Source organism: Rothia nasimurium, from assembly GCF_014217215.1.
In the GTDB taxonomy this organism is placed as follows: domain Bacteria; phylum Actinomycetota; class Actinomycetes; order Actinomycetales; family Micrococcaceae; genus Rothia; species Rothia avistercoris.
The window spans coordinates 1,697,702-1,723,901 of the sequence record NZ_CP056080.1 but is presented as its reverse complement, the minus strand read 5'-3'; the positions used below and the strand labels follow the sequence as shown (position 1 = coordinate 1,723,901).

General features: G+C 58.8%; 18 protein-coding genes and 3 rRNA genes. 18 read left to right on the top strand and 3 right to left on the bottom strand.

Features of this window, described 5'->3' with window-relative positions; genetic code table 11:
- Nucleotides 1-172: 172 nt before the first annotated feature.
- From HWU94_RS07820 to HWU94_RS07735, 18 genes are all read left to right on the top strand, one after another.
- Nucleotides 173-724 carry an adenine phosphoribosyltransferase gene (locus tag HWU94_RS07820; RefSeq protein ID WP_185173224.1) on the top strand — a complete coding sequence of 184 codons (552 nt, stop codon included), beginning with the start codon at nucleotides 173-175 and terminating at the stop codon, nucleotides 722-724.
- Between the two features lie 113 nt (nucleotides 725-837).
- Nucleotides 838-1,788 (top strand): hypothetical protein, encoded by a 951-nt coding sequence (locus HWU94_RS07815; protein WP_185173223.1) that lies wholly within the window; start codon nucleotides 838-840, stop codon nucleotides 1,786-1,788.
- 145 nt (nucleotides 1,789-1,933) lie between these two features.
- Complete coding sequence (locus HWU94_RS07810) at nucleotides 1,934-2,188, top strand: type II toxin-antitoxin system Phd/YefM family antitoxin (RefSeq protein WP_185173222.1); 255 nt, start codon at nucleotides 1,934-1,936, stop codon at nucleotides 2,186-2,188.
- A 3-nt stretch (nucleotides 2,189-2,191) separates the two neighbouring features.
- The gene (locus tag HWU94_RS07805; protein WP_185173221.1) at nucleotides 2,192-2,446 is read left to right on the top strand and encodes a Txe/YoeB family addiction module toxin; all 255 of its coding nucleotides are present in this window, start codon (nucleotides 2,192-2,194) and stop codon (nucleotides 2,444-2,446) included.
- 121 nt (nucleotides 2,447-2,567) lie between these two features.
- Nucleotides 2,568-4,868, top strand: a complete 2,301-nt coding sequence (locus tag HWU94_RS07800) for an AAA family ATPase (RefSeq protein ID WP_244955928.1) — start codon at nucleotides 2,568-2,570, stop codon at nucleotides 4,866-4,868.
- Nucleotides 4,869-5,068: 200 nt separating this feature from the next.
- On the top strand, nucleotides 5,069-6,376 hold the full coding sequence (gene tyrS, locus HWU94_RS07795; RefSeq protein WP_185173219.1) for a tyrosine--tRNA ligase: 1,308 nt from the start codon (nucleotides 5,069-5,071) through the stop codon (nucleotides 6,374-6,376).
- Nucleotides 6,377-7,386: 1,010 nt separating this feature from the next.
- Nucleotides 7,387-8,915 (top strand): 16S ribosomal RNA (locus tag HWU94_RS07790).
- Nucleotides 8,916-9,294: 379 nt separating this feature from the next.
- Nucleotides 9,295-12,389, top strand: a 23S ribosomal RNA gene (locus tag HWU94_RS07785).
- Nucleotides 12,390-12,494: 105 nt separating this feature from the next.
- Nucleotides 12,495-12,611, top strand: a 5S ribosomal RNA gene (gene rrf / locus HWU94_RS07780).
- Together the 16S, 23S and 5S rRNA genes form the textbook arrangement of a ribosomal RNA operon.
- Nucleotides 12,612-12,863: 252 nt before the next feature.
- Nucleotides 12,864-14,198: a lipopolysaccharide assembly protein LapB gene (locus HWU94_RS07775; protein WP_185173218.1), complete on the top strand. Its 1,335-nt coding sequence runs from the start codon at nucleotides 12,864-12,866 to the stop codon at nucleotides 14,196-14,198.
- Nucleotides 14,198-15,187 carry an HAD-IIA family hydrolase gene (locus HWU94_RS07770; RefSeq protein ID WP_185173217.1) on the top strand — a complete coding sequence of 330 codons (990 nt, stop codon included), beginning with the start codon at nucleotides 14,198-14,200 and terminating at the stop codon, nucleotides 15,185-15,187. Before HWU94_RS07775 ends, HWU94_RS07770 begins: the two co-directional genes overlap by 1 nt.
- Nucleotides 15,180-15,380, top strand: a complete 201-nt coding sequence (locus HWU94_RS07765; RefSeq protein WP_185173216.1) for a hypothetical protein — start codon at nucleotides 15,180-15,182, stop codon at nucleotides 15,378-15,380. The genes HWU94_RS07770 and HWU94_RS07765 overlap by 8 nt, the downstream gene beginning before the upstream one ends.
- A 28-nt stretch (nucleotides 15,381-15,408) precedes the next feature.
- Nucleotides 15,409-16,161, top strand: coding sequence for a TlyA family RNA methyltransferase (locus tag HWU94_RS07760; RefSeq protein WP_185173215.1), 753 nt, complete (start codon nucleotides 15,409-15,411; stop codon nucleotides 16,159-16,161).
- 91 nt (nucleotides 16,162-16,252) lie between these two features.
- A complete protein-coding gene (locus tag HWU94_RS07755) occupies nucleotides 16,253-17,248 on the top strand; it encodes an NAD kinase (protein WP_185173214.1) in 996 nt (331 codons plus the stop codon).
- A gap of 23 nt (nucleotides 17,249-17,271) precedes the next feature.
- The gene (gene recN / locus HWU94_RS07750) at nucleotides 17,272-18,978 is read left to right on the top strand and encodes a DNA repair protein RecN (protein WP_185173213.1); all 1,707 of its coding nucleotides are present in this window, start codon (nucleotides 17,272-17,274) and stop codon (nucleotides 18,976-18,978) included.
- A gap of 96 nt (nucleotides 18,979-19,074) precedes the next feature.
- Complete coding sequence (locus tag HWU94_RS07745) at nucleotides 19,075-20,757, top strand: CTP synthase (protein WP_185173212.1); 1,683 nt, start codon at nucleotides 19,075-19,077, stop codon at nucleotides 20,755-20,757.
- Between the two features lie 14 nt (nucleotides 20,758-20,771).
- Complete coding sequence (locus HWU94_RS07740) at nucleotides 20,772-21,515, top strand: NUDIX hydrolase (RefSeq protein WP_185173211.1); 744 nt, start codon at nucleotides 20,772-20,774, stop codon at nucleotides 21,513-21,515.
- A gap of 1 nt (nucleotide 21,516) precedes the next feature.
- Nucleotides 21,517-22,491: a site-specific tyrosine recombinase XerD gene (locus HWU94_RS07735; protein WP_185174879.1), complete on the top strand. Its 975-nt coding sequence runs from the start codon at nucleotides 21,517-21,519 to the stop codon at nucleotides 22,489-22,491.
- 98 nt (nucleotides 22,492-22,589) lie between these two features.
- Here the strand turns inward: HWU94_RS07735 and HWU94_RS07730 are convergent, their stop codons facing one another.
- From HWU94_RS07730 to HWU94_RS07720, 3 genes are read right to left on the bottom strand one after another with little or no spacing between them, the layout of a single operon-like run.
- On the bottom strand, nucleotides 22,590-23,726 hold the full coding sequence (locus HWU94_RS07730; protein ID WP_185173210.1) for a bifunctional 2-methylcitrate synthase/citrate synthase: 1,137 nt from the start codon (nucleotides 23,724-23,726) through the stop codon (nucleotides 22,590-22,592).
- Nucleotides 23,727-23,746: 20 nt separating this feature from the next.
- Nucleotides 23,747-24,658, bottom strand: a complete 912-nt coding sequence (gene prpB, locus HWU94_RS07725) for a methylisocitrate lyase (protein WP_185173209.1) — start codon at nucleotides 24,656-24,658, stop codon at nucleotides 23,747-23,749.
- Nucleotides 24,658-26,175 (bottom strand): MmgE/PrpD family protein, encoded by a 1,518-nt coding sequence (locus HWU94_RS07720; RefSeq protein ID WP_185173208.1) that lies wholly within the window; start codon nucleotides 26,173-26,175, stop codon nucleotides 24,658-24,660. The genes prpB and HWU94_RS07720 overlap by 1 nt, the downstream gene beginning before the upstream one ends.
- Nucleotides 26,176-26,200: the final 25 nt, after the last annotated feature.

Sequence of the window (26,200 nt, the reverse complement as noted above, 5' to 3'; positions counted from 1 at the left end):
TATGTGAGTCTGTGTGAGGTGATATTTGTACCTAGTCTACTAGTCTGCTCATGAGGTTTTTCATGATTCTCACCTGCCGGAGTCAACAGTTGATATGAGTATTGTGAGCGTATACTGACTGTGGCGCTTGAACAGTTGCGCCTTCTCTTAACGTCTAAGGTGTAGATTTTTCATGATTAAGCCCGTTGATTCTTCCCTGCCCCTTGAGGAGCAGATTCCCGCTGCCTGCGCGCAGATTCAGGACTACCCCAAGGAAGGCATCCTCTTCTACGACGTCACTACCCTGTTCGCTAACCCGCGGGTTTTCCGGGCGTCGATGGAAGAGCTCGCCCAGCGTTTTGAGGGTCAGTTCGATATCGTAGCTGGCGTTGAAGCGCGCGGCTTTTTGATGGCTTCGGCTATCGCCTACATTGCCGGTACCGGCGTCATGACCGTGCGTAAGGCTGGTAAGCTGCCTCGCGACACCTATATGAAGGAATACTCCCTCGAATACGGTCAGGCCGCGATTGAGATTCACAAGGACGATATCCCGGCAGGTTCCCGTGTGCTGATTGTGGATGACCTTTTGGCTACCGGCGGCACCCTTGAGGCGGCCACCCACCTGATGGAGATGGCTGACCTGAAGGTCGCTGGCATCGGCGTGCTTCTGGAGCTTGAGGGCCTGGGCGGACGCGAGATTCTGGCTGGCCACCGCCTGGAGGCTCTGTCTCTGGTCGCTGAGTAGGTCTTCTACACATAAAATTTTGTAACTTGAAGCCCAACAACGGTGCGTACGTACTGTTGTTGGGCTTTTGAGTAAGCTGGTGATATCACTATTACCGCACACACTACGAGGTCATGATGCGCCGTAAACTTTTTGTTTCCTGCACTACTGTTGCTCTGCTTGGTTTGGTTGCCTGCGGTTCTAACGCTCATCAGACTGAATCTAGCGAATCACCAACTACTGAGGCGACTAACTCAGTAAGTGCATCAGTTTCTCCATCTTCTGCATCCACTGTAGCTACCAGTTCAGCTAGTGCCTCCAATGCCGAAACTGCTTCATCGGAGTCTTCTCCTGAAGTGACTAGCGAAGCAGCTGTTGCTTTAGCTGCACCGGGCACAGACTGCGGCCTTGCTCAGTCAATCGGAGTTCAAAGCCATATCTATGTCTTTGGTGGCCAAGTCAGCTGTGACGAGGCCGTTGACGTTATGCAATCCTTCCTGCCCTCGATGACAGACGGTTCTGCAGGGCAGGCCCCTGCACAGGTAGCTTTGGGTGACTACACCTGCTTAGAAAGTGGTAGCTCGAGCCGCACCACGGGTGCTTACGCTACTTGTACTAACCCTGTGAATAGCGCATACATCCAACTGCGTTCAGGCATTGCACCGATCCCGGGACCGGTAGCTGATACCGCGCAGTACTATTCCACGGTTGCTCAGAGTACCTATGACTACGGTTTTGCTCCGGCTGGTGCGTCGATGGGAACCTTTGGCTGCGGTATCACTATGGGAGGCCTCGGCGTAGTATGCGAGACAACTCAGGCCAATGGGGCTGTTGCCGGCAATCCTATCGGTGGTTATGTCAAAACCTGGAAGGTTACCATGAACCCGAGCGCTGGCGTGGTTGTTGAGGAAGGCGGCCTGCAGGGGCCGAGTGAGACAACGTCTCAAAGTACCGCGCTTGATGTTGGCACCGTTATTAACTTCAACGGTGTTTCCTGCCAGGCTGTTTCTGCCGATTCCATCAAATGCATTGGTACTGATGGTGCAGGTTTTACGATTTCACCTGACGGCGTGACCCAGCCCTAGCGGCGTTTGAGCAGACGCCCGTCCTTCCCAAACCGGGGAAGGGCGGGTGTCCTCTTCGTCCTGGAAGGGGTCGTGTTGTACTCTCGGGGCTATCCAAGAAAAACCACTAGTCGTACAATTGGTTGTACAAGAAAGGCTGTGTGGAATGAAAACAATGACCTATTCAGAATCTCGGGCTCGTTACGCAGAGGTCATGGACTCTGTTATCAACGACCGCGAAGAAGTCGTCATCACTAGAGTGGGGCACGACCCCGTCGTCATGCTATCGCTCGAAGACTATGAGTCCCTCAAAGAAGCCGCCTACCTCATGCGCTCCCCCCGGAACGCTCGTCGAATCTCTGACTCAATCGCGCGACTGAAAGCTGGTCTGGGGGAAAAGCACCAGCTGATCGAAGAGTAAGCCATGAAAATCGTGTGGGATGAAAACGCCTGGGAAGACTACCTCTGGTGGCAGCAACAGGACCGCAAAGTCCTCAAACGCATTAACACTCTGATTAAAGATATTGCCCGCAACGGGCACGAGGGCATCGGCAAACCCGAGGCCCTTAAACACGACTGGTCAGGGTTCTGGTCGCGGCGGATTACAGACGAACACAGACTCATTTATGCGATAACAGATACGGCAATATTGATTGCCGCCTGCAGATACCACTACTGATAAGCAGCGATTGAAAGTCTGGGTGCCCTGCCCCGCAGAGCTGCCGCGGGCGTCCTTTCTTTTTACTCGGGTGTACGGGTAGAATGGAGGGCTTGAATTTTCCGCGATGAAGGGTTCCCTCTTGACCGAGAACACAACCGCAACCGGTGAGCAGACTGCCGCTGAAAAAGCCTACGAGGCTCAGCTGGCAGGTGAACGAGCCTACGTGGGCAGGCTGTACGCCCGCCTTGATGAGCTCCGAGAGATTAACGAGAAAAAGCTCAAGAGCACCCGCAAGAACCAGGCTGTTGGTAGCCACCAGAACCGTTCAGAGCGTGACGCCTACGCCCAGCACTATGAAGACCGCCTGGCCCAGTACAACGCTGTTGACCACCGCCTGGCTTTTGGCCGTCTTGACCTCGACGACGAGGCTATCCGTTATATCGGCCGTATCGGCCTGGCAACCGAAGACCACGAGCGCCTGCTCATTGACTGGCGCGCCCCCGAAGCAGGTACCTTCTACCAGGCGACCGCTTTCAATCGGCAGGGTGTGCGCCGCCGCCGCCACCTGATGCTAGAGCGCCGCGAAGTAACCGGCTTCGAAGACGATGTGCTCGACTCAACCCTTCTTGAGGACGGCGATGAGAACCTGCACGGTGAGGGCGCCCTGCTAGCGGCCCTGAACCGCAAGCGCACCGGCCGCATGGGCGATATCGTGGCGACAATTCAGGCAGAGCAGGACGCCATCATCCGCGCCGACCTGGCAGGCGTCCGCGTTGTGCAGGGCGGCCCCGGTACCGGTAAAACCGCCGTTGCCCTGCACCGTGCCGCCTACCTGCTTTATACCTTCCGCGAGCGTCTCAATAACGCTGGTGTTCTGGTGGTCGGCCCCTCCGCTTCCTTCATGTGGTACATCGAGCGTGTGCTGCCCTCCCTGGGTGAGACCGGCGTGGTGATGTCGTCCTTAGCTACCCTGTACCCCGGTATTAAGGCTGTACCCGAGACCGACCCCGCAGTTGCCCAGATTAAGGGCGACCTGCGCATGGCCGAGGTCATCAAAAAGGCGGTGGCCGACCGTCAGAAGGTGCCGGCCAAGCCCGTGAAGATGTACGTGGATTCCACCGCCATCGAGATGACCCCCGGCATGGTCAAGCAGGCCCGTACCACCGCCCGCTCCACCGGCAAGCCCCACAACGAGGCCCGCGAAACCTTTGTGAAGGTGCTCCTGAAAGAGCTCACCACCCAGCTCAACGAAAAGCTGGACGCCGCCGCCGGCCACGCGGTTGACCGTCCCTACCTCGAAGACGATGTCCGCGGGTCCCTGGACGTCCGCCGAGCCATCAACCTCGCCTGGATGCCCCTGTCACCCGAGACCCTGGTGCGCTCGCTGTTTTCAAAGCCGGAATACTTGCAGAGCGCAACCGCGGGCGTCCTCACCGACGCTGAGCGTGACGTCCTGGCGCGCGCAGCGAACCTGCCCTTTACCGAGTCCGATGTGCCCCTACTAGACGAGGCCGCGGAGCTTCTCGGTGATTTTTCCAAGGTCGCCGGTGCCGGAGCCGCTGCCCGCGCCGAGGCGGCCCACCAGGCCAATCTCGAAAACGCCCGTAAGGCCCTGGAGAACGTGGACCAGCAGCTGGCCGATATGGGCGTGGACGGCGTGGTCACCGCCGAGCAAATTGCCGAGCTGAACGAGGAACGTGGCGAGCGTATGACCGCTGCCCGCGCCGCGCAGGCCGACCGCACCTGGGCCTACGGGCACGTGGTGGTCGATGAGGCCCAGGAGCTTTCCCCCATGCAGTGGCGCCTGCTCATGCGCCGCTGCCCCATGAAGTCCTTTACGATTGTTGGCGATATTGCGCAGGCGTCTTCGGCGGCAGCGTCGCAGTCCTGGGCGCAGGCTCTTGAGCCTTTTGTGGGGGAGCGCTTCACCCTGGACGAGCTGACCGTCAACTACCGCACCCCCGCCCAGATTTCGGATGCCGCCGTTGCGGTTGCCCGCGCCGCCGGCCTGGATATCTCTGCCCCCCGCGCCGTGCGCGAGGGCAAGTGGGCGCCGTCCGCCCGTGTTGTGGGTGAGGACGGCCTCTACCCGGCTGTGGTGAGCACCGTCAGCGATGAGCTGGAGCAGGGCGCCGGCGGCCTCATCGGCGTGATCGTCAGCGAGGAACGCTACCGCGAAACCGCCCTGGCAATTGCTGCCGAGCACAAGGGTAAGCTGGGCACCTCGGCCTCTGCCCTGGAACACCAGGTGCTGATTCTGACTCCCTGGGAAGCCAAGGGTCTAGAGTTCGACACCGTGATTATCGTTGAGCCTGCCGACCTGGTGCGTGCAGCTAACGGTTCGGTGGGCGACCTGTATGTCTCCATGACCCGCCCCACCCAGCGCCTGCACCTGCTCGCTTCCCGTGACCTGCCCGCGGGCATCGCCCCTACCGAGTAGCTGCACGAGAATCCGTAGCGCAAGGACGCTCCCACCCTCTTTTCCTGCCCGCGGGCAGGGAAGTGGGGGAGGGGCGTCCTTTCTCTTTCTCTCAATCAGAGAACACCGGAAGCGCCCGCTGCCCGTCCCGGCGGTGAACTGGTACCTTTGTAGAGGTGGCTTTGCCACTGCTTTTGTTCATTACTAACCATGGAGTAACCGTGTCTGAAGAGACTCTTGCAGCTCAGCACAACGATGATTCCTTCGAGAATATCTGGCAGGAATTGAAGTGGCGTGGCTTTGTGCACGTCAGCACCGATGAAGAAGCCCTTGAGAAGGCGCTGGCTGAAGAGACCGTGAACTTCTATATCGGTTACGACCCCACCGCAGCTTCCCTGCACCTGGGGCACCTGGTCCAGCTGCTGCTCATGCGTCGTCTGCAGCTGGCTGGCCACCGCCCCTTCGGCCTGGTCGGCGGTGCTACCGGCCTGATTGGTGATCCCCGCCAGACCTCTGAGCGCGTGCTCAACTCGCGCGATGTCGTTGAGGGCTGGGTAAGCCGTCTGCGCGGCCAGATTGAGCGTTTCTTGTCCTTTGAGGGTGAGAACGGGGCCCAGATGGTTAATAACCTGGACTGGACCAGTGAACTATCTGCCATCGATTTCCTGCGCGAAATCGGTAAGAACTTCCGCGTGGGCACCATGATTAAAAAGGAAATCGTGGCTAAGCGCCTGAACTCTGAAGAGGGCATCTCCTACACAGAGTTCTCTTACCAGATTCTGCAGGGCAATGACTTCCTGGAACTTAACCGCCGCCACGGCATAACCCTTCAGTGCGGTGGCTCCGATCAGTGGGGCAACCTGACCAGCGGTACCGAGCTGGTACGCAAGGTCACCGGTAAATCTGTCCACGCCCTGGGTACCCCGCTCATTACTAACTCTGATGGCACCAAGTTTGGTAAGTCTGAGGGTAACGCTATCTGGCTTGACCCCGAGATGTGCTCACCCTATGCCTTCTACCAGTTCTGGCTGAACACCGCTGACGCTGACGTAGCTGACCGCCTCAAGGTCTTCACCTTCAAGACCCGCGACGAAATTGCTGCCCTGCAGAAGTCTGTTGAAGAAGAGCCCTTCAAGCGCCTAGCCCAGAAGATCCTGGCCTACGAGGTGACCTCTCTGGTACACGGTGTTGAGGCTACCGAAAAGGTAATCGCTGCTTCTGAGGCTCTCTTCGGCAAGGGCGATTTCGCTACCCTGGACGAGGCTACCCTCAAGGCCGCTACCGCCGAGCTGCCCCATGCGGTACTTTCAGCTGACCAGCTAGACATGGTGACTGTACTGACCGAGACTGGCCTTTCTGCTTCTAAGTCCGAGGCCCGCCGCACCCTCAAGGAAGGTGGCGCTGCAATCAACAACGTCAAGGTACAGGGCGAGGACGCCGCCCTCACTGAGTCCGACCTGCTTCTCGGCAAGTACGCGGTAGTTCGCCGCGGCAAGAAGAACATGGCAGTTATTGAGGTTGCCCAGTAAGTTCTGTTGTTGAAAAGCAGGCTCGCGCTGGATGGAGCCCAGCAGATTCCGAGCGCACGAGGAAATAAATCTGCGGGCGGAATAGGCGTAAGCCTGACCCTCACGCCCCGCCTAACGGCGGATTGCGTTCGCTCTTGCGTGCTGGCGCACCCGCTCACTTCATCGAAGCCAGCAGCTTCGCTGCGAGCCTGCTTTTCCTTTACCTTGTAGACATACCTCAGCAAGAACAGTTATTTAGCTATTTACCCTGGTCAGAGCGGTGAAAGCGAATGAAATCGGAGGTAGGGCAGGGTGAGGTTCTGCGAGGCTAGAAAATTTTTTCAAAATATTTTTGAGAAAATTTAACCCGCTGTTTACTAGGGCAAATACCTTTGATTGTGTGGCTTTGAGTGGTGTTTTGAGGGAAAAAGAGCCCTGTTCGGGTTGCATGCTCCAAAAAAACTGCGTAAAGTATAACGAGTCGCTGAGGCACGGGGAACCGGCCGAAAGCGAAAAATAATCGGATAGTGCACCACAAGTTGAGTCGATAAAGACTCCCAGGGAGAGTTGATTGAACTGGTTTTCGGGTTTGAAGCTAAGGCTTTGAAGTAAAGAAAAGAGCTTGTGGCTATCGTCACGCTCTAACGAGTTGCGATGATGGAAAAAGCATTATAGAGTGAATGAGTTGCCCAAGCGGGTAGCATAAAAAACTGAGAATGACCGATACGAAACACCGGCCAATATTTGGCTAGGGTTGAGAATGCGGTTTGTTGCTTGAAAACTCAATAGCGTACCAATGTTATAAATAACATTCTTATCGTCCATCATCACAATACCAAGACCACAACGGTCCTGGAGTGATTATGGTCTTGAACTGATACCAAATATTTATATAACAATGTGAGAAACCAACGGTTTCTTGCAGAATTTGATAATCATATGGTTTCAGATTCGTCAGCTTGAACCACACCACCCCGTGGTGAATGGTTCGCTAACAATCAGAGACCAGGATCATCAACTACTTCATTTTTTCAACGGAGAGTTTGATTCTGGCTCAGGACGAACGCTGGCGGCGTGCTTAACACATGCAAGTCGAACGATGAAGCCCAGCTTGCTGGGTGGATTAGTGGCGAACGGGTGAGTAATACGTGAGTAACCTGCCTTTAACTCTGGGATAAGCCTTGGAAACGAGGTCTAATACCGGATACGACCAGTTCCCGCATGGGATGCTGGTGGAAAGGGATATGTACTGGTTTTAGATGGGCTCACGGCCTATCAGCTTGTTGGTGAGGTAACGGCTCACCAAGGCGACGACGGGTAGCCGGCCTGAGAGGGTGACCGGCCACACTGGGACTGAGACACGGCCCAGACTCCTACGGGAGGCAGCAGTGGGGAATATTGCACAATGGGCGCAAGCCTGATGCAGCGACGCCGCGTGAGGGATGACGGCCTTCGGGTTGTAAACCTCTTTCAGCAGGGAAGAAGCGAAAGTGACGGTACCTGCAGAAGAAGCGCCGGCTAACTACGTGCCAGCAGCCGCGGTAATACGTAGGGCGCGAGCGTTGTCCGGAATTATTGGGCGTAAAGAGCTTGTAGGCGGTTTGTCGCGTCTGCTGTGAAAGCCCGGGGCTTAACTCCGGGTTTGCAGTGGGTACGGGCTAACTAGAGTGCAGTAGGGGAGACTGGAATTCCTGGTGTAGCGGTGAAATGCGCAGATATCAGGAGGAACACCAATGGCGAAGGCAGGTCTCTGGGCTGTAACTGACGCTGAGAAGCGAAAGCATGGGGAGCAAACAGGATTAGATACCCTGGTAGTCCATGCCGTAAACGTTGGGCACTAGGTGTGGGGGACATTCCACGTTTTCCGCGCCGTAGCTAACGCATTAAGTGCCCCGCCTGGGGAGTACGGCCGCAAGGCTAAAACTCAAAGAAATTGACGGGGGCCCGCACAAGCGGCGGAGCATGCGGATTAATTCGATGCAACGCGAAGAACCTTACCAAGGCTTGACATATACCGGACCGCTCTAGAGATAGAGTTTCCCTTCGGGGCTGGTATACAGGTGGTGCATGGTTGTCGTCAGCTCGTGTCGTGAGATGTTGGGTTAAGTCCCGCAACGAGCGCAACCCTCGTTCTATGTTGCCAGCACGTAATGGTGGGGACTCATAGGAGACTGCCGGGGTCAACTCGGAGGAAGGTGGGGATGACGTCAAATCATCATGCCCCTTATGTCTTGGGCTTCACGCATGCTACAATGGCCGGTACAAAGGGTTGCGATACTGTGAGGTTGAGCTAATCCCAAAAAGCCGGTCTCAGTTCGGATTGGGGTCTGCAACTCGACCCCATGAAGTCGGAGTCGCTAGTAATCGCAGATCAGCAACGCTGCGGTGAATACGTTCCCGGGCCTTGTACACACCGCCCGTCAAGTCACGAAAGTTGGTAACACCCGAAGCCGATGGCCTAACCCCTTGTGGGAGGGAGTCGTCGAAGGTGGGATTGGCGATTGGGACTAAGTCGTAACAAGGTAGCCGTACCGGAAGGTGCGGCTGGATCACCTCCTTTCTAAGGAGCTTCAACATATTGGTTGAGCCACGCTGAACGCGAGTGTCGTTTGGGTGGTTTGCTCATGGGTGGAATGTTAGTTCAGGTACCTTCCTTGTGGTTGGTGCTGATAAGGATTGTGTAATGTTGGTGCGCTTTTGGGTTTTGAGGTAACAAGCCTTTGTGGTTTGTTGCTCTCAGGTTCCCGGCATGAGAGTAGTGGTCAGACGGTTGTGTGTGGTTGCCTCGAGTGGTATCGGGTTGTTGTTTGAGAACTGTATAGTGGACGCGAGCATCTTCGAATGTAATGAAGATTTCTCAATCTCTAATGATTGGGTTTCTTTGATACTTTTGATTTTGTACTTAGTTAGTCAAGGTTAATATCTTTGATTTTATCTGTGTGTAAGTTATTAAGGGCACACGGTGGATGCCTTGGCACTAGAAGCCGATGAAGGACGTGTGAATCTGCGAAAAGCCTGGGGGAGCCGATAACAGGGCCTTGATCCCAGGATGTCCGAATGGGGAAACCCAGCAAGCCATCATGGTTTGTTACCACCAGTTGAATGTATAGGCTGGTTGGAGGGAACGAGGGGAAGTGAAACATCTCAGTACCCTCAGGAAGAGAAAATAAGAATGATTCTGTGAGTAGTGGCGAGCGAAAGCGGAAGAGACTAAACCTGTGGTGTGTGATACCGGTTGAGGGTTGCATCATGGGGGTTGTGGGAGTACGCATAACAGTTTCAACCGGCTGTTGACGTGATGTTCTAGCATGTAGGTGAACGCCTTGGGATGGGCGACCGGAGAGGGTGAGAGTCCTGTAATCGTAATGTGTTAGACCGCGTGTGTGCCACCCGAGTAGCACGGGGCTCGTGGAATCTCGTGTGAATCTGCCAGGACCACCTGGTAAGTCTAAATACTTTCTAGTGACCGATAGTGAATCAGTACCGTGAGGGAATGGTGAAAAGTACCCCGGGAGGGGAGTGAAATAGTACCTGAAACCGTGTGCTTACAAGCCGTTGGAGCCTTTTGGGGTGACAGCGTGCCTTTTGAAGAATGAGCCTGCGAGTTAGTGTTCTGTCGCGAGGTTAACCCGTGTGGGGAAGCCGTAGCGAAAGCGAGTCTGAATAGGGCGTGTGAGTGGCAGGATCTAGACCCGAAGCGGAGTGATCTATCCATGGCCAGGTTGAAGCGACGGTAAGACGTCGTGGAGGACCGAACCCACTTCAGTTGAAAATGGAGGGGATGAGCTGTGGATAGGGGTGAAAGGCCAATCAAACTCTGTGATAGCTGGTTCTCCCCGAAATGCATTTAGGTGCAGCGTTACGTGTTTCTTGCCGGAGGTAGAGCTACTGGATGGCCGATGGGCCCCACAGGGTTACTGACGTCAGCTAAACTCCGAATGCCGGTAAGTGAGAGCGTAGCAGTGAGACAGTGGGGGATAAGCTTCATTGTCGAGAGGGAAACAGCCCAGACCATCAACTAAGGTCCCTAAGCGTGTACTAAGTGGGAAAGGATGTGGAGTTGCTTAGACAACCAGGAGGTTGGCTTAGAAGCAGCCACCCTTGAAAGAGTGCGTAATAGCTCACTGGTCAAGTGATTCTGCGCCGATAATGTAGCGGGGCTCAAGTACACCACCGAAGTTATGGCAATCAAGCCTTGTGCTTGGTTGGGTAGGGGAGCGTCGTGTATCCAGTGAAGCTGCGGTGTAAACCAGTGGTGGAGGGTACGCGAGTGAGAATGCAGGCATGAGTAGCGAATCACGGGTGAGAAACCCGTGCGCCGGATGATCAAGGGTTCCAGGGTCAAGCTAATCTGCCCTGGGTTAGTCGGGGCCTAAGGCGAGGCCGACAGGCGTAGTCGATGGATAACGGGTTGATATTCCCGTACCGGCGAAAAACCGCCCATACTGATATTTTGATGCTAACTGTGAGAAGCTGTTTGTAACCCTGCCACGTGTGGTGGGGAGCTTATGGTGGACTGCAGGACCCGATTTTTGGAGGTAAACGTATTAACAGGTGTGACGCAGGAAGGTAGCCAAGCCACGCGATGGTTGTCGTGGTCTAAGCGTGTAGGGTATCCGGTTGTTAAATGCGCCGGTGTTGGCCTGAGACGTGATGGGACCCCGTTATTGGGGGATTTGGTGATCCTATGCTGCCGAGAAAAGCATCGACGTGAGGTTTTAGCCGCCCGTACCCGAAACCGACACAGGTGATCAGGTAGAGAATACTAAGGCGATCGAGAGAATCATGGTTAAGGAACTCGGCAAAATGTCCCCGTAACTTCGGGAGAAGGGGAGCCTTGAGCGTGACCGGTCCGTGCGGCCGTGAGCGTGTATGGGTCGCAGAGAATTGGGGGAAGCGACTGTTTATTAAAAACACAGGTCCGTGCGAAGTCGTAAGACGATGTATACGGACTGACTCCTGCCCGGTGCTGGAAGGTTAAGAGGATTGGTTAGCCCCTTTGTGGGCGAAGCTGAGAATTTAAGCCCCAGTAAACGGCGGTGGTAACTATAACCATCCTAAGGTAGCGAAATTCCTTGTCGGGTAAGTTCCGACCTGCACGAATGGAGTAACGACTTCCCTACTGTCTCAACCATGAACTCGGCGAAATTGCAGTACGAGTAAAGATGCTCGTTTCGCGCAGCAGGACGGAAAGACCCCGTGACCTTTACTATAGTTTGGTATTGGTGTTCGGTGTGGCTTGTGTAGGATAGGTGGGAGACTGTGAAGCATGGACGCTAGTTCGTGTGGAGTCGTTGTTGAAATACCACTCTGGTCGCTCTGGATGTCTAACTTCGGCCCGTGATCCGGGTCAGGGACAGTGCCTGATGGGTAGTTTAACTGGGGCGGTTGCCTCCCAAAAAGTAACGGAGGCGCCCAAAGGTTCCCTCAGCCTGGTTGGCAATCAGGTGTTGAGTGTAAGTGCACAAGGGAGCTTGACTGTGAGACTGGCAGGTCGAGCAGGGACGAAAGTCGGGACTAGTGATCCGGCGGTACGTTGTGGAACGGCCGTCGCTCAACGGATAAAAGGTACCTCGGGGATAACAGGCTGATCTTGCCCAAGAGTCCATATCGACGGCATGGTTTGGCACCTCGATGTCGGCTCGTCGCATCCTGGGGCTGGAGTTGGTCCCAAGGGTTGGGCTGTTCGCCCATTAAAGCGGTACGCGAGCTGGGTTTAGAACGTCGTGAGACAGTTCGGTCCCTATCCGCTGCGCGCGTTGGAAATTTGAGAAAGGCTGTCCTTAGTACGAGAGGACCGGGACGGACGAACCTCTGGTATGTCAGTTGTACCGCCAGGTGCATGGCTGATTGGCTACGTTCGGGAGGGATAACCGCTGAAAGCATCTAAGCGGGAAGCCTGTTTCGAGATGAGATTTCCTGGCAGCGTTTGCTGTGTGAGGATCCCTATAGATGATGGGGTTGATAGGCCAGGTATGGACGCGGGGAATGCCCGTGGAGTTGACTGGTACTAATAGTCCGAAGGCTTACACTTTATGACTGAGTTTTGTTTTTGTTTGCGTCCACTGTATGGTTTTGAGATAACAACCCTTGGGTTTGTTATTGCTGCCCCCCTTGTGTGGGGTGGTCATCGTAGGTTTACGGTGGTTATAGCGAGAGGGAAACACCCGGTTCCATCCCGAACCCGGAAGTTAAGGCTCTTTGCGCCGATGGTACTGCACTGGTGACGGTGTGGGAGAGTAGGTCACCGCCGGTTTTTGATTGGGATACAGGAAGATCCTGAGCTATAAAGCTCAGGCTCTTTTTGTTTATGGCTCGGAGCTATCGTTCCGAGCCATTTTTTGTTTTAAAGCTACAGGTAAGCGCGGAGCTGTGTGCCTGAAAACGCACCGGTAAGACCAGGCAGCCCCTACGCAAGGTACCCCAAGCCAGATAGACTAGAACCTAGCATTAAAAACAGGGCAGAAAAGAGCCCAACCCCCACCACAAACACCATAGAGGAGCTCACTTGGCTGAATACTCACGTAACCACTCAGATAAAAACCGCGGTGGCTACAAGAAGAACAACGACCGTAACTCCTCACGCCCCTACCGCAGCGACCGCTCCGACCGTAACGAAGGCGGCTACACTAAGCGCGACGGTGACCGCCCCTACGGCGACAAGAAGAAGCCCTTTGATAAGAACCGTGGCGGTGGCAAGCGCTTCGACGACCGTAAAAACAACGGTAACGGCCGCGGCGAACGCTCCTTCGATCGTAAGGGTAATGGCCCCCGCAAGAACTTCGACCGCGACCAGAATAAGCGCGGCTTCCAGGGGGAACGCAAAGACCGTAACTTTACTGCTGAGGCAAAGAACCCCAGCGGTGACTACCGTCCGTCAAAGAACGCACCCGAAATCGACACTGACGTCACCGGTAAAGAACTTGAAAACTGGACCCTACGTGCCCTGCGCCAGCTAGAAGCCCAGAACGCAGATACCGTAGCCAAACACCTGGTCATGGTCGGCCGTTACCTCGATATTGACCCCGATTTCGCCCTGGAACACGCTGTTGCTGCCTCAAAGCGCGCAGGCAGAATCGGCGTCGTCCGCGAGGTCGTCGGTATCGCAGCCTACGCTGCAGAGGACTTTGAACTGGCCCTGCGTGAACTGCGCACCCACCGCCGTATTTCGGGCTCCAACGAGCACCTCGCGCTGCTCGTAGACTGTGAGCGTGCCCTGGGGCGTATCGAAAAGGCCCTGACCCTGGCTGAAGAAGCGAAGAACGAAGAGGTACCTGCGGCCGTCCGCTCTGAGGTCGCTATCGTTGTCTCCGGTATCTACAGCGACCAGGGCGAGCTGAAGAAGGCTCTGAAGGCCCTTGAGATTCCTGAGCTGAACCCCAAGCGCGGGTTCGACTACTCACCCCGCCTCTTCAACACCTATGCTGACCTGCTGGAGCAGGACGGGCGTAGCAAGGAAGCAGCCCGCTGGGCCCGCCTTGCCCTGATGACCGAGGCTGCTCTAGGCCAGGGTGACTTTGTTGAACCTGAAATCTTCGATATTTTCACTGAGCAGGACCTGCTTGAACCCGAAGAACCTTCCGTTGACCTTGAAGCCGCTGAAGCTCAGGCACCGGCTGCCGAGGCCGTAGAGACCGACACAGAAGCAGACGTTGCTGAAGCCACCGAGACTGAGGCTGCCGATGCAGTAACCGCAGAAGAGCCTGAAGCCAGCGAAGATGGCGCTCTTTTTGAGGTCGACGAAACCCTAACGACCACTGAAACCGTAGTGAGCGAAGACCAGGCAGAGGAAGAAGCCCTCTTCGAGCTGTCTGCTGAAGCTTCTGAGGAGGACCGCGACTAATGCTGCTGGCAGCCCACGACGCTATTCTCTCTGACCTTGACGGTGTAGTGTATGCGGGACCCTTCGCTATTGAAGGTGCCCCGGAGGCTCTGAATAGGGCACAGGACGCCGGGGTACCGGTAGCTTTCGTGACCAACAATGCCTCACGCAGCGTCCAGGCCGTTGCAGATCATCTGGTGGAACTCGGCGTCAATACCGATGCCGACCACGTGATTAGCTCAGCCCAGGCTGCAGCTGAACTGCTGAAGACCCAGCTCCCTGCCGGGGCTAAGGTACTGATCACCGGGGCACAGGCTCTCGCCGATTGCGTGGCAGCTGCCGGGCTAACCCCCGTCACCAGCCAGGCTGACGAGCCGGTCGCAGTGGCCCAGGGCTTCAACCCCAAGATTGTGTGGGAAGATCTCGCTGAAGCCGCCTACACCCTGGCTGATGAGAAAGTGCTGTGGGTTGCCTCGAACACCGATTTCACTATCCCGAAGGAACGCGGTATCGCCCCCGGTAACGGCACCCTGGTGGGGGCTGTGGCGACGGCTACCGGGCGCACCCCGCAGGTAGCTGGTAAGCCGGAGTCGCCCATTTTCGTGACCGCCGCCCAGAAGCTGAACTCTCAGCGTCCTGTGGTGGTGGGCGATCGCCTAGATACCGATATCCAGGGCGGCAACCGGGCTGCGATGGCGACGGCCGTGGTCATGACCGGGGTAGAGACCTACCAGAGCATTCTGGCGGCTATTCCGGTGGAGCGCCCCACCTATATTCTGGAAGACCTCGCCGGTTTCTTTGAGGACTACCCCCAGATCCAGGTACAAGCTACAGCAACCGGTATGAGTGCTCGGGGCGCAGGCTGGTCCGCTGAGGCAACCGATACCGAACTCACCATCACCGGTGAGGGTAGCGAGATCGATAGCTGGCGTGTGGCCTGCGCAGCCTGGTGGGCTGCCCACCCCGATGCGTCCGCCCCGCTTGCCCCTAGCCAGGTGCACCGTGGCTAAGGGCGCGGACGGGAGCGCCCAGAGCCTCGAAGAAAAGGCAGTTTCGGGGCTACCGACTGAAGAAGCCGAGGCCCTTGACCCCGAGTTCGAGGCGGCGCTGACAGCTGCCCTGGCCCTGGACGCCACCGAACGCATCGAGAGGCTGGGCCAGCTGGCGTCCGCCCTCAAAGAAGACCTAGATATAAGCCGCTAGAGCCGAGTGCGGAGCGGGAAGGAAGAACATGCGACTGGACCAGTACATGGTGCAGGCAAAGATTGCCCGCTCCCGCACGCTGGCGGCCAAGATGGTTGAGGGCGGGCACATCAGCGTGAACGGCCGTACCGTGACGAAGCCAGCCCAAAAGCTGAAGGAGGGGGACCGCGTCCGCGTCCGCCGTAGCGAGCTGACCGAGTACGTGAGCCGCGCCGGGCACAAGCTGGCCGGGGCGCTGGACGCCTTCCCCGAGATCACCGTTGCCGGTAAATTCTGCCTGGATGCAGGCGCCTCTACCGGTGGCTTCACCGACGTGCTCTTACGCCGGGGTGCCAGCCGGGTTGCGGCGGTTGACGTGGGGCACGATCAGCTGGTCGAGCAGATCCGGAATCACCCGTCCGTTGACGTTTATGAGGGCATGAATGTGCGGCACATGAGCCCCGAGGACATCGGCGGGCAGGTAGCCCTTACGGTCTCAGACCTGAGCTTTATCTCCCTGACCAAGGTCGTTGAGCCGCTGGCTCGGGCAACGGCCGCAGGTGGGGATCTGCTGCTCATGGTCAAACCCCAGTTTGAGGTGGGCCCGGCCCGCATCGGCAAGGGCGGGGTTGTGACCGACCCTGAGGTGAGAGCGGACGCCGTGGCGTCCGTCCGCGCAGCAGTGCAGGACGCCGGCCTGCTCGTGCTGGGGGAGCAGGAAAGCCCCCTTCCGGGGCAGGACGGCAACGTGGAATTCTTCCTCTGGTGTCGCAAGCCTGACGAAGCAACCCCTGCTTCATAAGACACCCAAAGTCGAATAAATATTCGAAAAAATCCGGTATGTTGGGCCCAGAAAAACAGCAAAACCGCTTACGGTCAGTTAGCCTAAAAGTGTGAACGAAACACCTGACACCGCCCTCACACCACAGCAGACCAAGACGCCGGGGGAGCGCAATATCCTTGTCTTCGCCCATACCGGCCGTCTTGAGGCCCGTAACGCTGCTCGTGCTACCTGCACGCAGCTGCACCGGGCTGGCCTGGTGCCCGTGATGAACCGCGCTGACCTGGAAGCCCTGACCGAAAAGTGGGAGAACCCCGTCCCTGTGGCGGTGGCTCACGAGTCTGTGGCCCTCAAAGACATTGAGTTGGGTATGGTGCTGGGCGGTGACGGGTCGATTCTGCGCGCAGCAGAGATGATTCGCCACACCCAGATACCCCTCATCGGTGTCAACCTCGGCCACGTAGGGTTTCTTGCAGAGGCCGAAGAATTCGACCTGACCGAAACCGTTGAGCGAGTGGTCTCGGGCGACTACACGGTCGAAGAACGCATGGCGATCGACGTGAAGGTCTGGGACGGCAGCCAGAAAATTCTTGAAACCTGGGCTCTCAACGAGGCCAGTGTTGAAAAGGGCAACCGCGAAAAAATGATTGAGGTGGTCATTGAAGTAGACCGGCGCCCGCTCTCGTCCTTTGGGTGCGACGGCGTGGTGCTGGCAACCCCGACCGGATCAACCGCCTACGCGTTCTCTGGCGGCGGCCCGGTTGTCTGGCCCAGCGTTGAGGCTATGCTGATGGTGCCCCTCTCGGCCCACGCTCTTTTTGCCCGCCCCCTGGTGACCGCACCGACCTCGATGATGGCGGTAGAACTGATCTCCACCAACGGGGCAGAAGGTGTGCTCTGGTGCGATGGACGGCGTACCCGAGACCTGCCTCCCGGCGCCCGCGTCGAGGTGACCCGTTCGTCCAAGCCCGTCCGCCTGGCCCGTATGCACCCGGCCCCCTTCTCGGAGCGCCTGGTCAAAAAGTTTGAGCTACCCATTGCGGGCTGGCGCGGCCCCCACACCCCCGGGCCTGCGACCAGCACCCTGACCGTTATCCGTAACGACTAACCTCGTCAAGAAAGTTTTCCCACGTGATTGAAGAAATTCACCTGCGCGATCTGGGCGTTATTACCGATGCCCGCCTGCCTCTTGAACCCGGCTTCTCAGTGCTGACCGGTGAGACGGGCGCCGGTAAAACCATGGTCGTGACGGCTCTGGGTATGTTGCTGGGCGCTCGCTCCGATGCCTCTAGCGTACGCAACGGCGCTAAGAATGCCTTGGCTGAGGCCGTTATCCGCCTTCCTCAGGGGCACCGCGCCCTAGCCCTGGCCGAGGATGCCGGTGGTTCGGTTGAAGAACTCGACGGCGGTTCTGCCGAGCTGCTTCTGGCCCGCACCGTCAGCGCCGCCGGTCGCTCCCGCGCCCACGTGGGCGGTGTCTCTGCCCCTATCGGCACGCTGGCAGATATCGGCCATACCCTGGTTGCGGTTCACGGCCAGTCCGACCAGCTGCGCCTCAAGGACGCCGCCGAACAGCGTCACGCTTTGGACTCCTACGCCGGAAAAAAACTTGAAAAGCTTTTAGCGGCCTACACCGTCAACTACGAGCGCTATCGTCAGGCTGCCGGGGAACTTCGCGACGTCCGCGAAAATACCCGCGCTCGCGCGCTGGAAGCTCAGACCCTGCAGGGGGCTTTAGCAGAAATCGATTCGGTGCAGCCTGCCGAGGGTGAAGATGAGGCCCTGCGGGCAGAAAGCCAAAAACTGGCCAACGTTGAGTCCCTGCGTCTAGCTGCGGCGACGGCGTCCGCCGCTCTGTCGGGCACCGAATACGGGGATGCGGACGATCCCAACGTGTTGGGGCTGCTCGATGCCGCCCGCACCGCCCTGGCCGTAGAAGCAGATGCGGACGCCGACCTGGCAGCTCTCGCTGGACGGCTGAACGAGGCCCTGATCCATGTGACCGATATTGCCGAAGAAATCTCGGCCTACACCTCTGGGCTAGATACCGAGGGGCCGGAACGCCTAGCTGAGGTCGAGCACCGCCGGGCCCAGCTCAAGAGCCTGACCCGCAAGTACGGGGCTGATATTGCCGAGGTGCTGGCCTGGGCAGAAGAATCTCGGGCCCGACTGGAAACCCTCTCAGATGACCCTGCCCGCCAGGAGGCCCTGGAAGCCGAGCTGCGCCAGCTGCGCGAGACCCTGGGGGAGCAGGCTGCGGAGCTCACCGACCTGCGCACCAAGGCAGCCCGCAAACTGGCAGCGGCCGTCAGCGAAGAACTTTCAGCCCTGGCCATGCCGAACGCTTCGCTGGTGGTTGAGGTAGAAGAAACCGAGAAGTTCCACCGCTACGGTAAGGACGCGGTGACCTTCATGCTGGCTCCCCACGCCCAGGCCGTCCCCCGCCCCCTAGGCAAGGGTGCCTCGGGTGGTGAGCTCTCCCGCGTGATGCTGGCCCTCGAAGTGGTGCTCTCAGAAGTAGACCCCGTGCCCACCTTCATCTTTGACGAGGTGGACTCCGGCGTCGGCGGCAAGGCAGCCATCGAAATCGGCCGCCGCCTGGCCATGCTCACTAAGAACGTGCAGGTGCTGGTAGTCACCCACCTGCCCCAGGTAGCAGCCTTTGCCGACCAGCACATCCTGGTGCGCAAAAATGATGACGGGTCCCTCTCTCGTGTACAGGTTCTCACACCCGAGGAACGAGTCGTAGAGCTTGCCCGCATGCTCTCTGGTCACGACCAGTCGGCAGCAGCCCAGGAACACGCCCGAGAACTCCTGGCCGACGCCGGTCAGATCTAGCCCCGGGGCAGGTTCCCTACCTGCCCGCAGAAGCCGGGGCAGGCGTCCACCCACCGGGCCCTGCCCCGCAGTGTTTACACTCGCGAAACAGAAACGGTGATAGGCTGGAATTCCGTGGTAGATACAAACGCATCAAACAACGGTAAAGTCACCCGCCAGATTTTCGTCACCGGCGGCGTAGCCTCATCTCTCGGCAAAGGCCTTTCAGCCTCATCTCTCGGCCGACTTCTTCGCTCCCGCGGTCTCTCAGTGACCATGCAGAAGCTCGACCCCTATCTCAACGTCGACCCCGGCACCATGAACCCCTTCCAGCACGGTGAAGTATTCGTCACCGACGACGGGGCAGAAACCGACCTCGACATCGGCCACTACGAACGCTTCCTCGACGAGAACCTCTCTCAGGCAGCTAACGTCACCACCGGTCAGGTCTACTCCCACGTCATCGCTAAGGAACGCCGCGGTGAATACCTGGGCGATACTGTACAGGTCATTCCCCATATCACCGACGAAATTAAGCGCCGCATGCGCCTTCCCGCTGAAGGCGAGAACGCCCCCGACATCATCATCACCGAAATCGGTGGCACCGTGGGTGACATCGAATCCCTGCCTTTCCTCGAAGCAGCCCGCCAGGTCCGCCGCGATGTGGGCCGCCGCAACGTCTTCTTCCTGCACGTGTCTCTGGTGCCCTTCATCGGACCGTCCGGCGAGCTGAAGACCAAGCCCACCCAGCACTCCGTTGCCGCCCTGCGCGGTCTGGGTATTATTCCCGACGGCCTGATCCTGCGCTGTGAACGCGAAGTGCCTGAGTCACACAAGATCAAGATTGGTCACGCCTGCGACGTAGAGCCCGAGGCCGTTATCTCCTGCGCTGACGCCCCCAGCATCTACGACATCCCCAAGACCCTGCACAGCCAGAACCTCGATGCCTACATCCTGGACTACCTGGGCATCGACGCTAACCCCGTTGACTTCATCCAGTGGGATAAGCTGCTGAGCGCCGTCCACACCCCCAAGACCGAGGTCAATGTTGCTCTGGTCGGTAAGTACATCGACCTGCCCGATGCCTACCTGTCGGTCACTGAGGCTCTGCGCGCCGGCGGCTTTGCCAATGACGCTAAGGTCAACATCAAGTGGGTTGCCGCCGACCTCTGCGCGAGCCGGGAGGACGCCGCCCACCAGCTGCGCGGTATGGACGCCATTCTCGTGCCCGGCGGCTTCGGCATCCGTGGCCTTGACGGCAAGATTGGCGCCCTGCGCCACGCCCGCGAAAACAAGATTCCCACCTTGGGCATCTGCCTAGGTCTGCAGTCCATGGTGCTCGAATACGCCCGCAACGTGCTCGGTATCAAGGACGCCTCATCGACCGAGTTCGACCCCGAGACCGCATCCCCGCTGATCGCCACCATCGAAGAGCAGAAGGCATTCGTGGACGGCGCAGGCGACCTGGGCGGCACCATGCGCCTGGGCCTCTACCCGGCAACCCTGGCAGCAGGATCACTGGCCGAAAGCGTCTACGGGGCAACCGAGGTAGCAGAACGCCACCGCCACCGCTACGAGGTCAACAACGATTACCGCCAGCAGCTGGAAGAAGCCGGTCTGGTCATCTCCGGAACCTCACCCGACTCGTCCCTGGTGGAGTTCGTCGAGCTGCCCGTGAGCGAGCACCCCTACTACATCGCCACCCAGGCCCACCCTGAATACCGCTCCCGCCCCACCCGCCCCCACCCCCTCTTTGCGGGGCTAATCAAGGCGGCACTTGAGGCCCGCAAGAACGGCTAGTACTGTTCTAAGGTATGCAACAGAATCTCTCGTATGAGGTGGGGGACGCCCCCCGCCTCGACGCACCGGCGCTCGCCGCGACCCAAGATACAATCGCTGACATCGCCAACCCCCGCTACGTCACCAGCCGCACCACCAAATTTGAGGGCTACGTCTGGGACGTTATCCGCGAGGGCATAGCATTGGAAGAAGGTGCTGAACCCTTCGAACGAGATTTTCTGTTGCATCCTGGGGCGGTTGCCGTCCTTGCTCTCAACGAGAAGAACGAGGTGCTGCTCATCAACCAGTACCGCCACCCCGTCCGCGCCAACCTCTGGGAAATCCCCGCAGGTCTACTCGACATCGACGGTGAAGACCCCGTGCACGCTGCCGCCCGTGAACTGGCAGAAGAAACCGACCTCCAAGCCGCCCGGTGGGATACCCTCATGGAGTTTTACAACTCACCCGGTGGTATGGGCGAGGCCTGCCGCATCTACCTGGCTCGCGATCTCAGCGCCATCCCCACTGAAGACCGCGAAGAGCGGGTTCACGAAGAATCAGAAATCGTGCAGCGCTGGGTACCTCTCGATGAGGCCGTCCGCGCTGTGCTGGCCGGGCGAATCCACAACGCGGCCTCCACCAATGCGATTCTTGCCGCCGACGCCGCAGCCCGCCGTAACTTCGAAACCCTCTACCCGGCGTCCGCCCCCTTCACCGCCCACCCCGCCCTGCGCGAGGCAAACTACCGCGGCGAAATCCGCCCCGCCGAAGGTCTCTAAGGTGACCCCCAGAGCCCCGGCTGCACCCACCCCGCTCGACAGGGCCATCGAGGCCTACCTCAACCACCTGGCCATCGAACGCGGCCTAGCCGCCAACACCCAGGCAGCCTACCGCCGCGACCTCACCCGCTACAGCACCTACCTGGCAGGCCAGGGCGTCATCGCCCCGGGTACCATCACCAAAAAACACGTGCGCGACTTCGCCGCCCACTGCTCTGCCCCGGGCAAGGACGGGGGAGCAGGCCTCGCAGCGAAATCGGTCGCCCGCATCATCAGCGGCGTGCGCGGCGCCCATTCCTTCTGGTACTGCGAAGGCACCACGCCCACAGACCCCGCGGCGACCGTCCGTCCGCCCACTCCCGCCGCCCGTCTGCCCAAGGCCCTGCCCCTGGCAGACATCACCCGCCTGCTGGAAAGCCCCGACCCCGCCACCCCCGCGGGGCTACGAGATAGGGCCCTGCTCGAATTCCTCTACTCCACGGGTGCCCGCATCAGCGAAGCTATCACGGTTGATATCGATGACCTGGTCATCGACCGAAACTCCACGGAAGAAAACCCCCAGCTGCCCGCTGTCGTAAGACTCTTCGGTAAAGGCAACAAGGAGAGGGTAGTACCCGTCGGCTCCTACGCCGCCCGGGCTATCGACGACTACCTGGTGCGCGGACGCCCGGCGCTCGCCTCCCACGGCAGGGGAAGCGCTGCCCTCTTTCTCAATGCGAGAGGCGGGCGTATCACCCGGCAGGGGGCCTACCTCATCCTTAAAAACCACGCTGAACGCGCGAAAATTCGGGCTGAGATTTCTCCGCATACCCTGCGCCACTCCTTCGCAACCCACCTGCTTGAGGGCGGGGCCGACATTCGCGTGGTGCAGGAACTTCTGGGGCATGCTTCGGTGACAACAACCCAGGTCTATACCAAAGTCACCGCCGATACCCTGCGCGAGGTCTTTGCAGCTAGCCACCCCCGCGCCCGCTAGCAAAAAGGGCAGAAAATTTCTGCATTTATAGACTAGACCGGCTGGTTCAGAGACGAGTTATCTCTGAACCAGCCGGCCTTTCTGTGCACCAAAGGGCCTTAGCTCAGGTGGCGCTCGTCCACACCGTTGTAGGCAGAGAGCGGGCGAATCAGCGAATTCGCTGCGCGCTGCTCCAAGATGTGGGCGGTCCAGCCGGTGATGCGGGAAGCCACGAAGATGGGGGTGAAAGTGGGGGTGTCAAAGCCCATCAGGTGGTAGGTGGGGCCAGCGGGGTAATCCAGGTTGGGCTTGATTCCCTTAGCCTCGTCCATTGCTTCAGCCAGACCCTGGTAGAGACCGATAATGTCGTGGCGGCCGTAGTATTCGACCATGTCGAAGAAGGACTTCTGCATGGTGGGCACACGGGAATCGCCATTCTTGTAGACCCGGTGGCCGAAGCCCATAATCTTCTTCTTCTCTGCCAGGGCTGCCTCCATCCATGCCTTTGCACGAGCCTTAGCGTCCGCCTGGGACTCACCCTCAATCACACCGATTTCATCGAAGGTGTGCTGCACGGCCTCGTTGGCGCCACCGTGCAGGGGGCCCTTAAGGGCACCGATAGCGCCGGTGACGGCTGAGTGCAGGTCTGAGAGCGAAGAGGTAATGACGCGGGCGGTGAAGGTAGAGGCGTTGAAGGAGTGCTCGGCGTACATGACCATGGAGACGTTGAAAGCGGTCTTGACTTCGGGGGCCGGGACTTCGCCGAAGGCCATGTAGAGGAAGTTATCGCAGTAGTCCAGGTCTTCGCGCGGGGCAATGATGCCCTGGCCCCGGCGGCGACGCTGGTCGTAGCAGACGACAGCCGGCATGACCGCGAACAGTTCCTTGGCCTTGAGCAGTTCGGTCTCGGGGGAGAGATCCTCGCTCTTGGGGTCGGCTGCGCCCAGGAAAGAGGTCGCCGTGCGGCAGACATCCATGGGGTGGCAGTCGGTGGGCAGGGCGTCGATGACTGCCTTCAACGCTGCCGGTAGCTCACGATGGGCTCGCTCGAAAGCGGTGAACTCTGCCAGCTCTTCGTCGGTGGGTAGCTCCCCGTTCCAGAGCAGCAGGGCTACCTTCTCAAAAGGAACAGTTGCCAGTTCCTGCACCGGGTAGCCCCGGTAGAGCAGGGAGTTGGTTTCTGCGTTGACCTTTGAGATGGCGGTATAGTCAGCAACTACACCGGCCAGACCTTTTTTGACCTCGTTGTCGCTCATGTCTGTTTCTCCTTGTGCGTTTAGGCTTCGAACTTACCGGGAACCTCGAAGTTGAAGATGCCGGTGTCGAACTGGTTATAGGCCTCGTAGTCGACCAGGTCGTAGAGGCGGGAGCGGGTGAACATCTGGTCCACGTAGGCCTCCTGGGTACCGTCACGCTCGATGGTTTCCAGGACGCGTTCCATGGCTCCCAGCGAGGAGCGCAGCAGGGTGACGGGGTAGATAATCATTGAGATACCCGCTTCAGCCAGCTGTTCCTTGGTGTAAAGCTCGCTCTTGCCGAACTCGGTCATGTTGGCAAGAACAGGCACGTCTACAGCGTCGCAGACAGCCTTGAACTCGTCGAGATTCTTCATGGCCTCGGGGAAAATCGCATCGGCGCCGGCATCGACCAGAGCCTTGATACGGTTGATGGTTTCCTCAAGGGATGAGGTACCGCGCAGGTCGGTGCGGGCCATAATCAGGAAGTTCTCGTCCCGGCGGGCCTCGGCTGCTGCCTTGATTCGCTTGGTCGCGGTTTCAAGGTCAACCATGTTCTTGTTGTCAAGGTGGCCGCAGCGCTTGGGGTTGAACTGGTCCTCAATGTGGCAGCCTGCCAGGCCGTATTCTTCGAACTCCTGGATGGTGCGGGCCACGTTCATGGGCTCACCAAAGCCGGTGTCGGCATCCACAATGGCGGGCAGATTGGTGATGCGGGCAATCTGCCCTGCGCGCTGGGCTACCTCGGAGAGGGTAGTGAGGCCGACGTCCGGAAATCCCAGCTCGTTGGCCAGCACTGCACCCGAGATGTAGATACCGTCAAAGCCTTTTTCCTCGATCAGGCGGGCTGAGATGGGGGTGTAGGTGCCGGGGAACTGGCGAATCTGGTCGCTAGCCAGCATCTCGCGTAGGTTTTTGCGCTTTTCGGCTGCGGTCTTTGAAGCGTACAGCATTAGAAGATACCCTTCTTGCCGGTTTCAAGGTCGATGGAGGCGGTGATGTTGAGGGCGTCCAGCTCACCTGCACTCAGGTTAGCCAGGTTCTCGGCTGCCTCGATGAAGCGGTTCTGCTCTTCTTCAGAGACCTTGCCCTCGGCCAGCTTGCGGAACTTGCCGATGTAGTCCTCGCGGGCGAAAGGACGGGCGCCGAGCGGGTGGGCGTCCGCTACAGCGATTTCTTCGCTGAAGGTCTCGCCGTTAGCCAGCTTGATTTCAACGCGGCCACCGAAGGCCTTTTCTGCGGGGTCGTTGGAGTGGTAGCGGCGGGTCCACTCGGCGTCCTCGGCGGTGGTGACCTTGTGCCAGAGGGCTACGGTGTCTTCGCGCTGGGCACGCTCGGGGGCGTAGGAGCCGACGTGGTCCCACTCGCCGTCCTGCAGCATAACGGTGAAGATGTAGGGGATGGAGTGGTCCAGGGTCTCGCGGGTGGCAGTGGGGTCGTACTTCTGGGGATCGTTGGCGCCAGAGCCGATGACGTAGTGGGTGTGGTGGGAGGTGTGCAGAACAATCGACTCGATGTTCTCGGGGTTGGCGAATTCGGGGTGTTCGCGGTGCAGCTTGCGGGCCAGGTCAATCCATGCCTGGGCCTGGTACTCAGCGGAGTGTTCCTTGGTGTAGGTGTCGAGGATCGCTCGCTTGGGCTCGCCAATTTCGGGCAGGGGCACTTCGTAGTGGGCGTCGGGGCCGTCCAGCATCCAGGCGATGACGCCGTCCTCACCTTCGTAGATCGGCACGGGGGAGGTCTGGCCGCGCATAGCGCGGTCAACCGCTTCAACTGCCATCTTGCCTGCAAAGGCGGGGGCGTGGGCCTTCCAGGTGGAGATTTCGCCCTTGCGGGACTGGCGGGTTGCGGTGGTGGTGTGCAGGCCCTGACCGATGGCCTGGAAGATGGTTTCGGTGTCCAGGCCCAGCAGGGTGCCGATGCCAGCGGAGGCGGACGGGCCGATGTGGGCAACGTGGTCAATCTTGTGCTTGTGCAGGCAGATGGCCTTGACCAGGTCGACCTGGACCTCGTAGCCGGTAGCGATACCGCGAATCAGGTCGCGGCCGGTGGAGCCCACGTGCTGGGCTACTGCCAGAATCGGGGGAATGTTGTCGCCGGGGTGGGAGTATTCTGCGGCCAGGAAGGTGTCGTGGTAGTCGAGTTCACGCACTGCCACGCCGTTGGCCCATGCTGCCCATTCGGGGGAGACCTTGGTGCTGGCGGGGACGCCGAAGATGGCTGCGCCCTTGCCGTTGGGGGAGTGGGCGTGGGTAAGGGCCTGGTCGCGGGCGGAGATGATGGGGCCGCGGTTGAGAGAAGCGATAGCGACAGAGGCGTTGTCGATGATGCGGTTGATGACCATCTCTTCGACCTCGGGGAGCACCTCAACGGGGTCGGTAGCTACCTGGGCGAGCTTGTAGGCGAGCTGGTCTTCGCGGGGCAGGTTTTCTTCGGACTTATAAACTCGAACGGAGTGCAGCTTGGTCACTGATGTTTCCTTTCAGGTTGTTCCT

Excerpts from the sequence above, each read along its gene's own strand:
- HWU94_RS07820 (WP_185173224.1), top strand. The coding sequence starts at position 173 with ATGATTAAGCCCGTTGATTCTTCCCTGCCCCTTGAGGAGCAGATTCCC.
- HWU94_RS07815 (WP_185173223.1), top strand. The coding sequence starts at position 838 with ATGATGCGCCGTAAACTTTTTGTTTCCTGCACTACTGTTGCTCTGCTT.
- HWU94_RS07810 (WP_185173222.1), top strand. The coding sequence starts at position 1,934 with ATGAAAACAATGACCTATTCAGAATCTCGGGCTCGTTACGCAGAGGTC.
- HWU94_RS07805 (WP_185173221.1), top strand. The coding sequence starts at position 2,192 with ATGAAAATCGTGTGGGATGAAAACGCCTGGGAAGACTACCTCTGGTGG.
- HWU94_RS07770 (WP_185173217.1), top strand. The coding sequence starts at position 14,198 with ATGCTGCTGGCAGCCCACGACGCTATTCTCTCTGACCTTGACGGTGTA.
- HWU94_RS07760 (WP_185173215.1), top strand. The coding sequence starts at position 15,409 with ATGCGACTGGACCAGTACATGGTGCAGGCAAAGATTGCCCGCTCCCGC.
- HWU94_RS07740 (WP_185173211.1), top strand. The coding sequence starts at position 20,772 with ATGCAACAGAATCTCTCGTATGAGGTGGGGGACGCCCCCCGCCTCGAC.
- HWU94_RS07730 (WP_185173210.1), bottom strand. The coding sequence starts at position 23,726 with ATGAGCGACAACGAGGTCAAAAAAGGTCTGGCCGGTGTAGTTGCTGAC.
- prpB (WP_185173209.1), bottom strand. The coding sequence starts at position 24,658 with ATGCTGTACGCTTCAAAGACCGCAGCCGAAAAGCGCAAAAACCTACGC.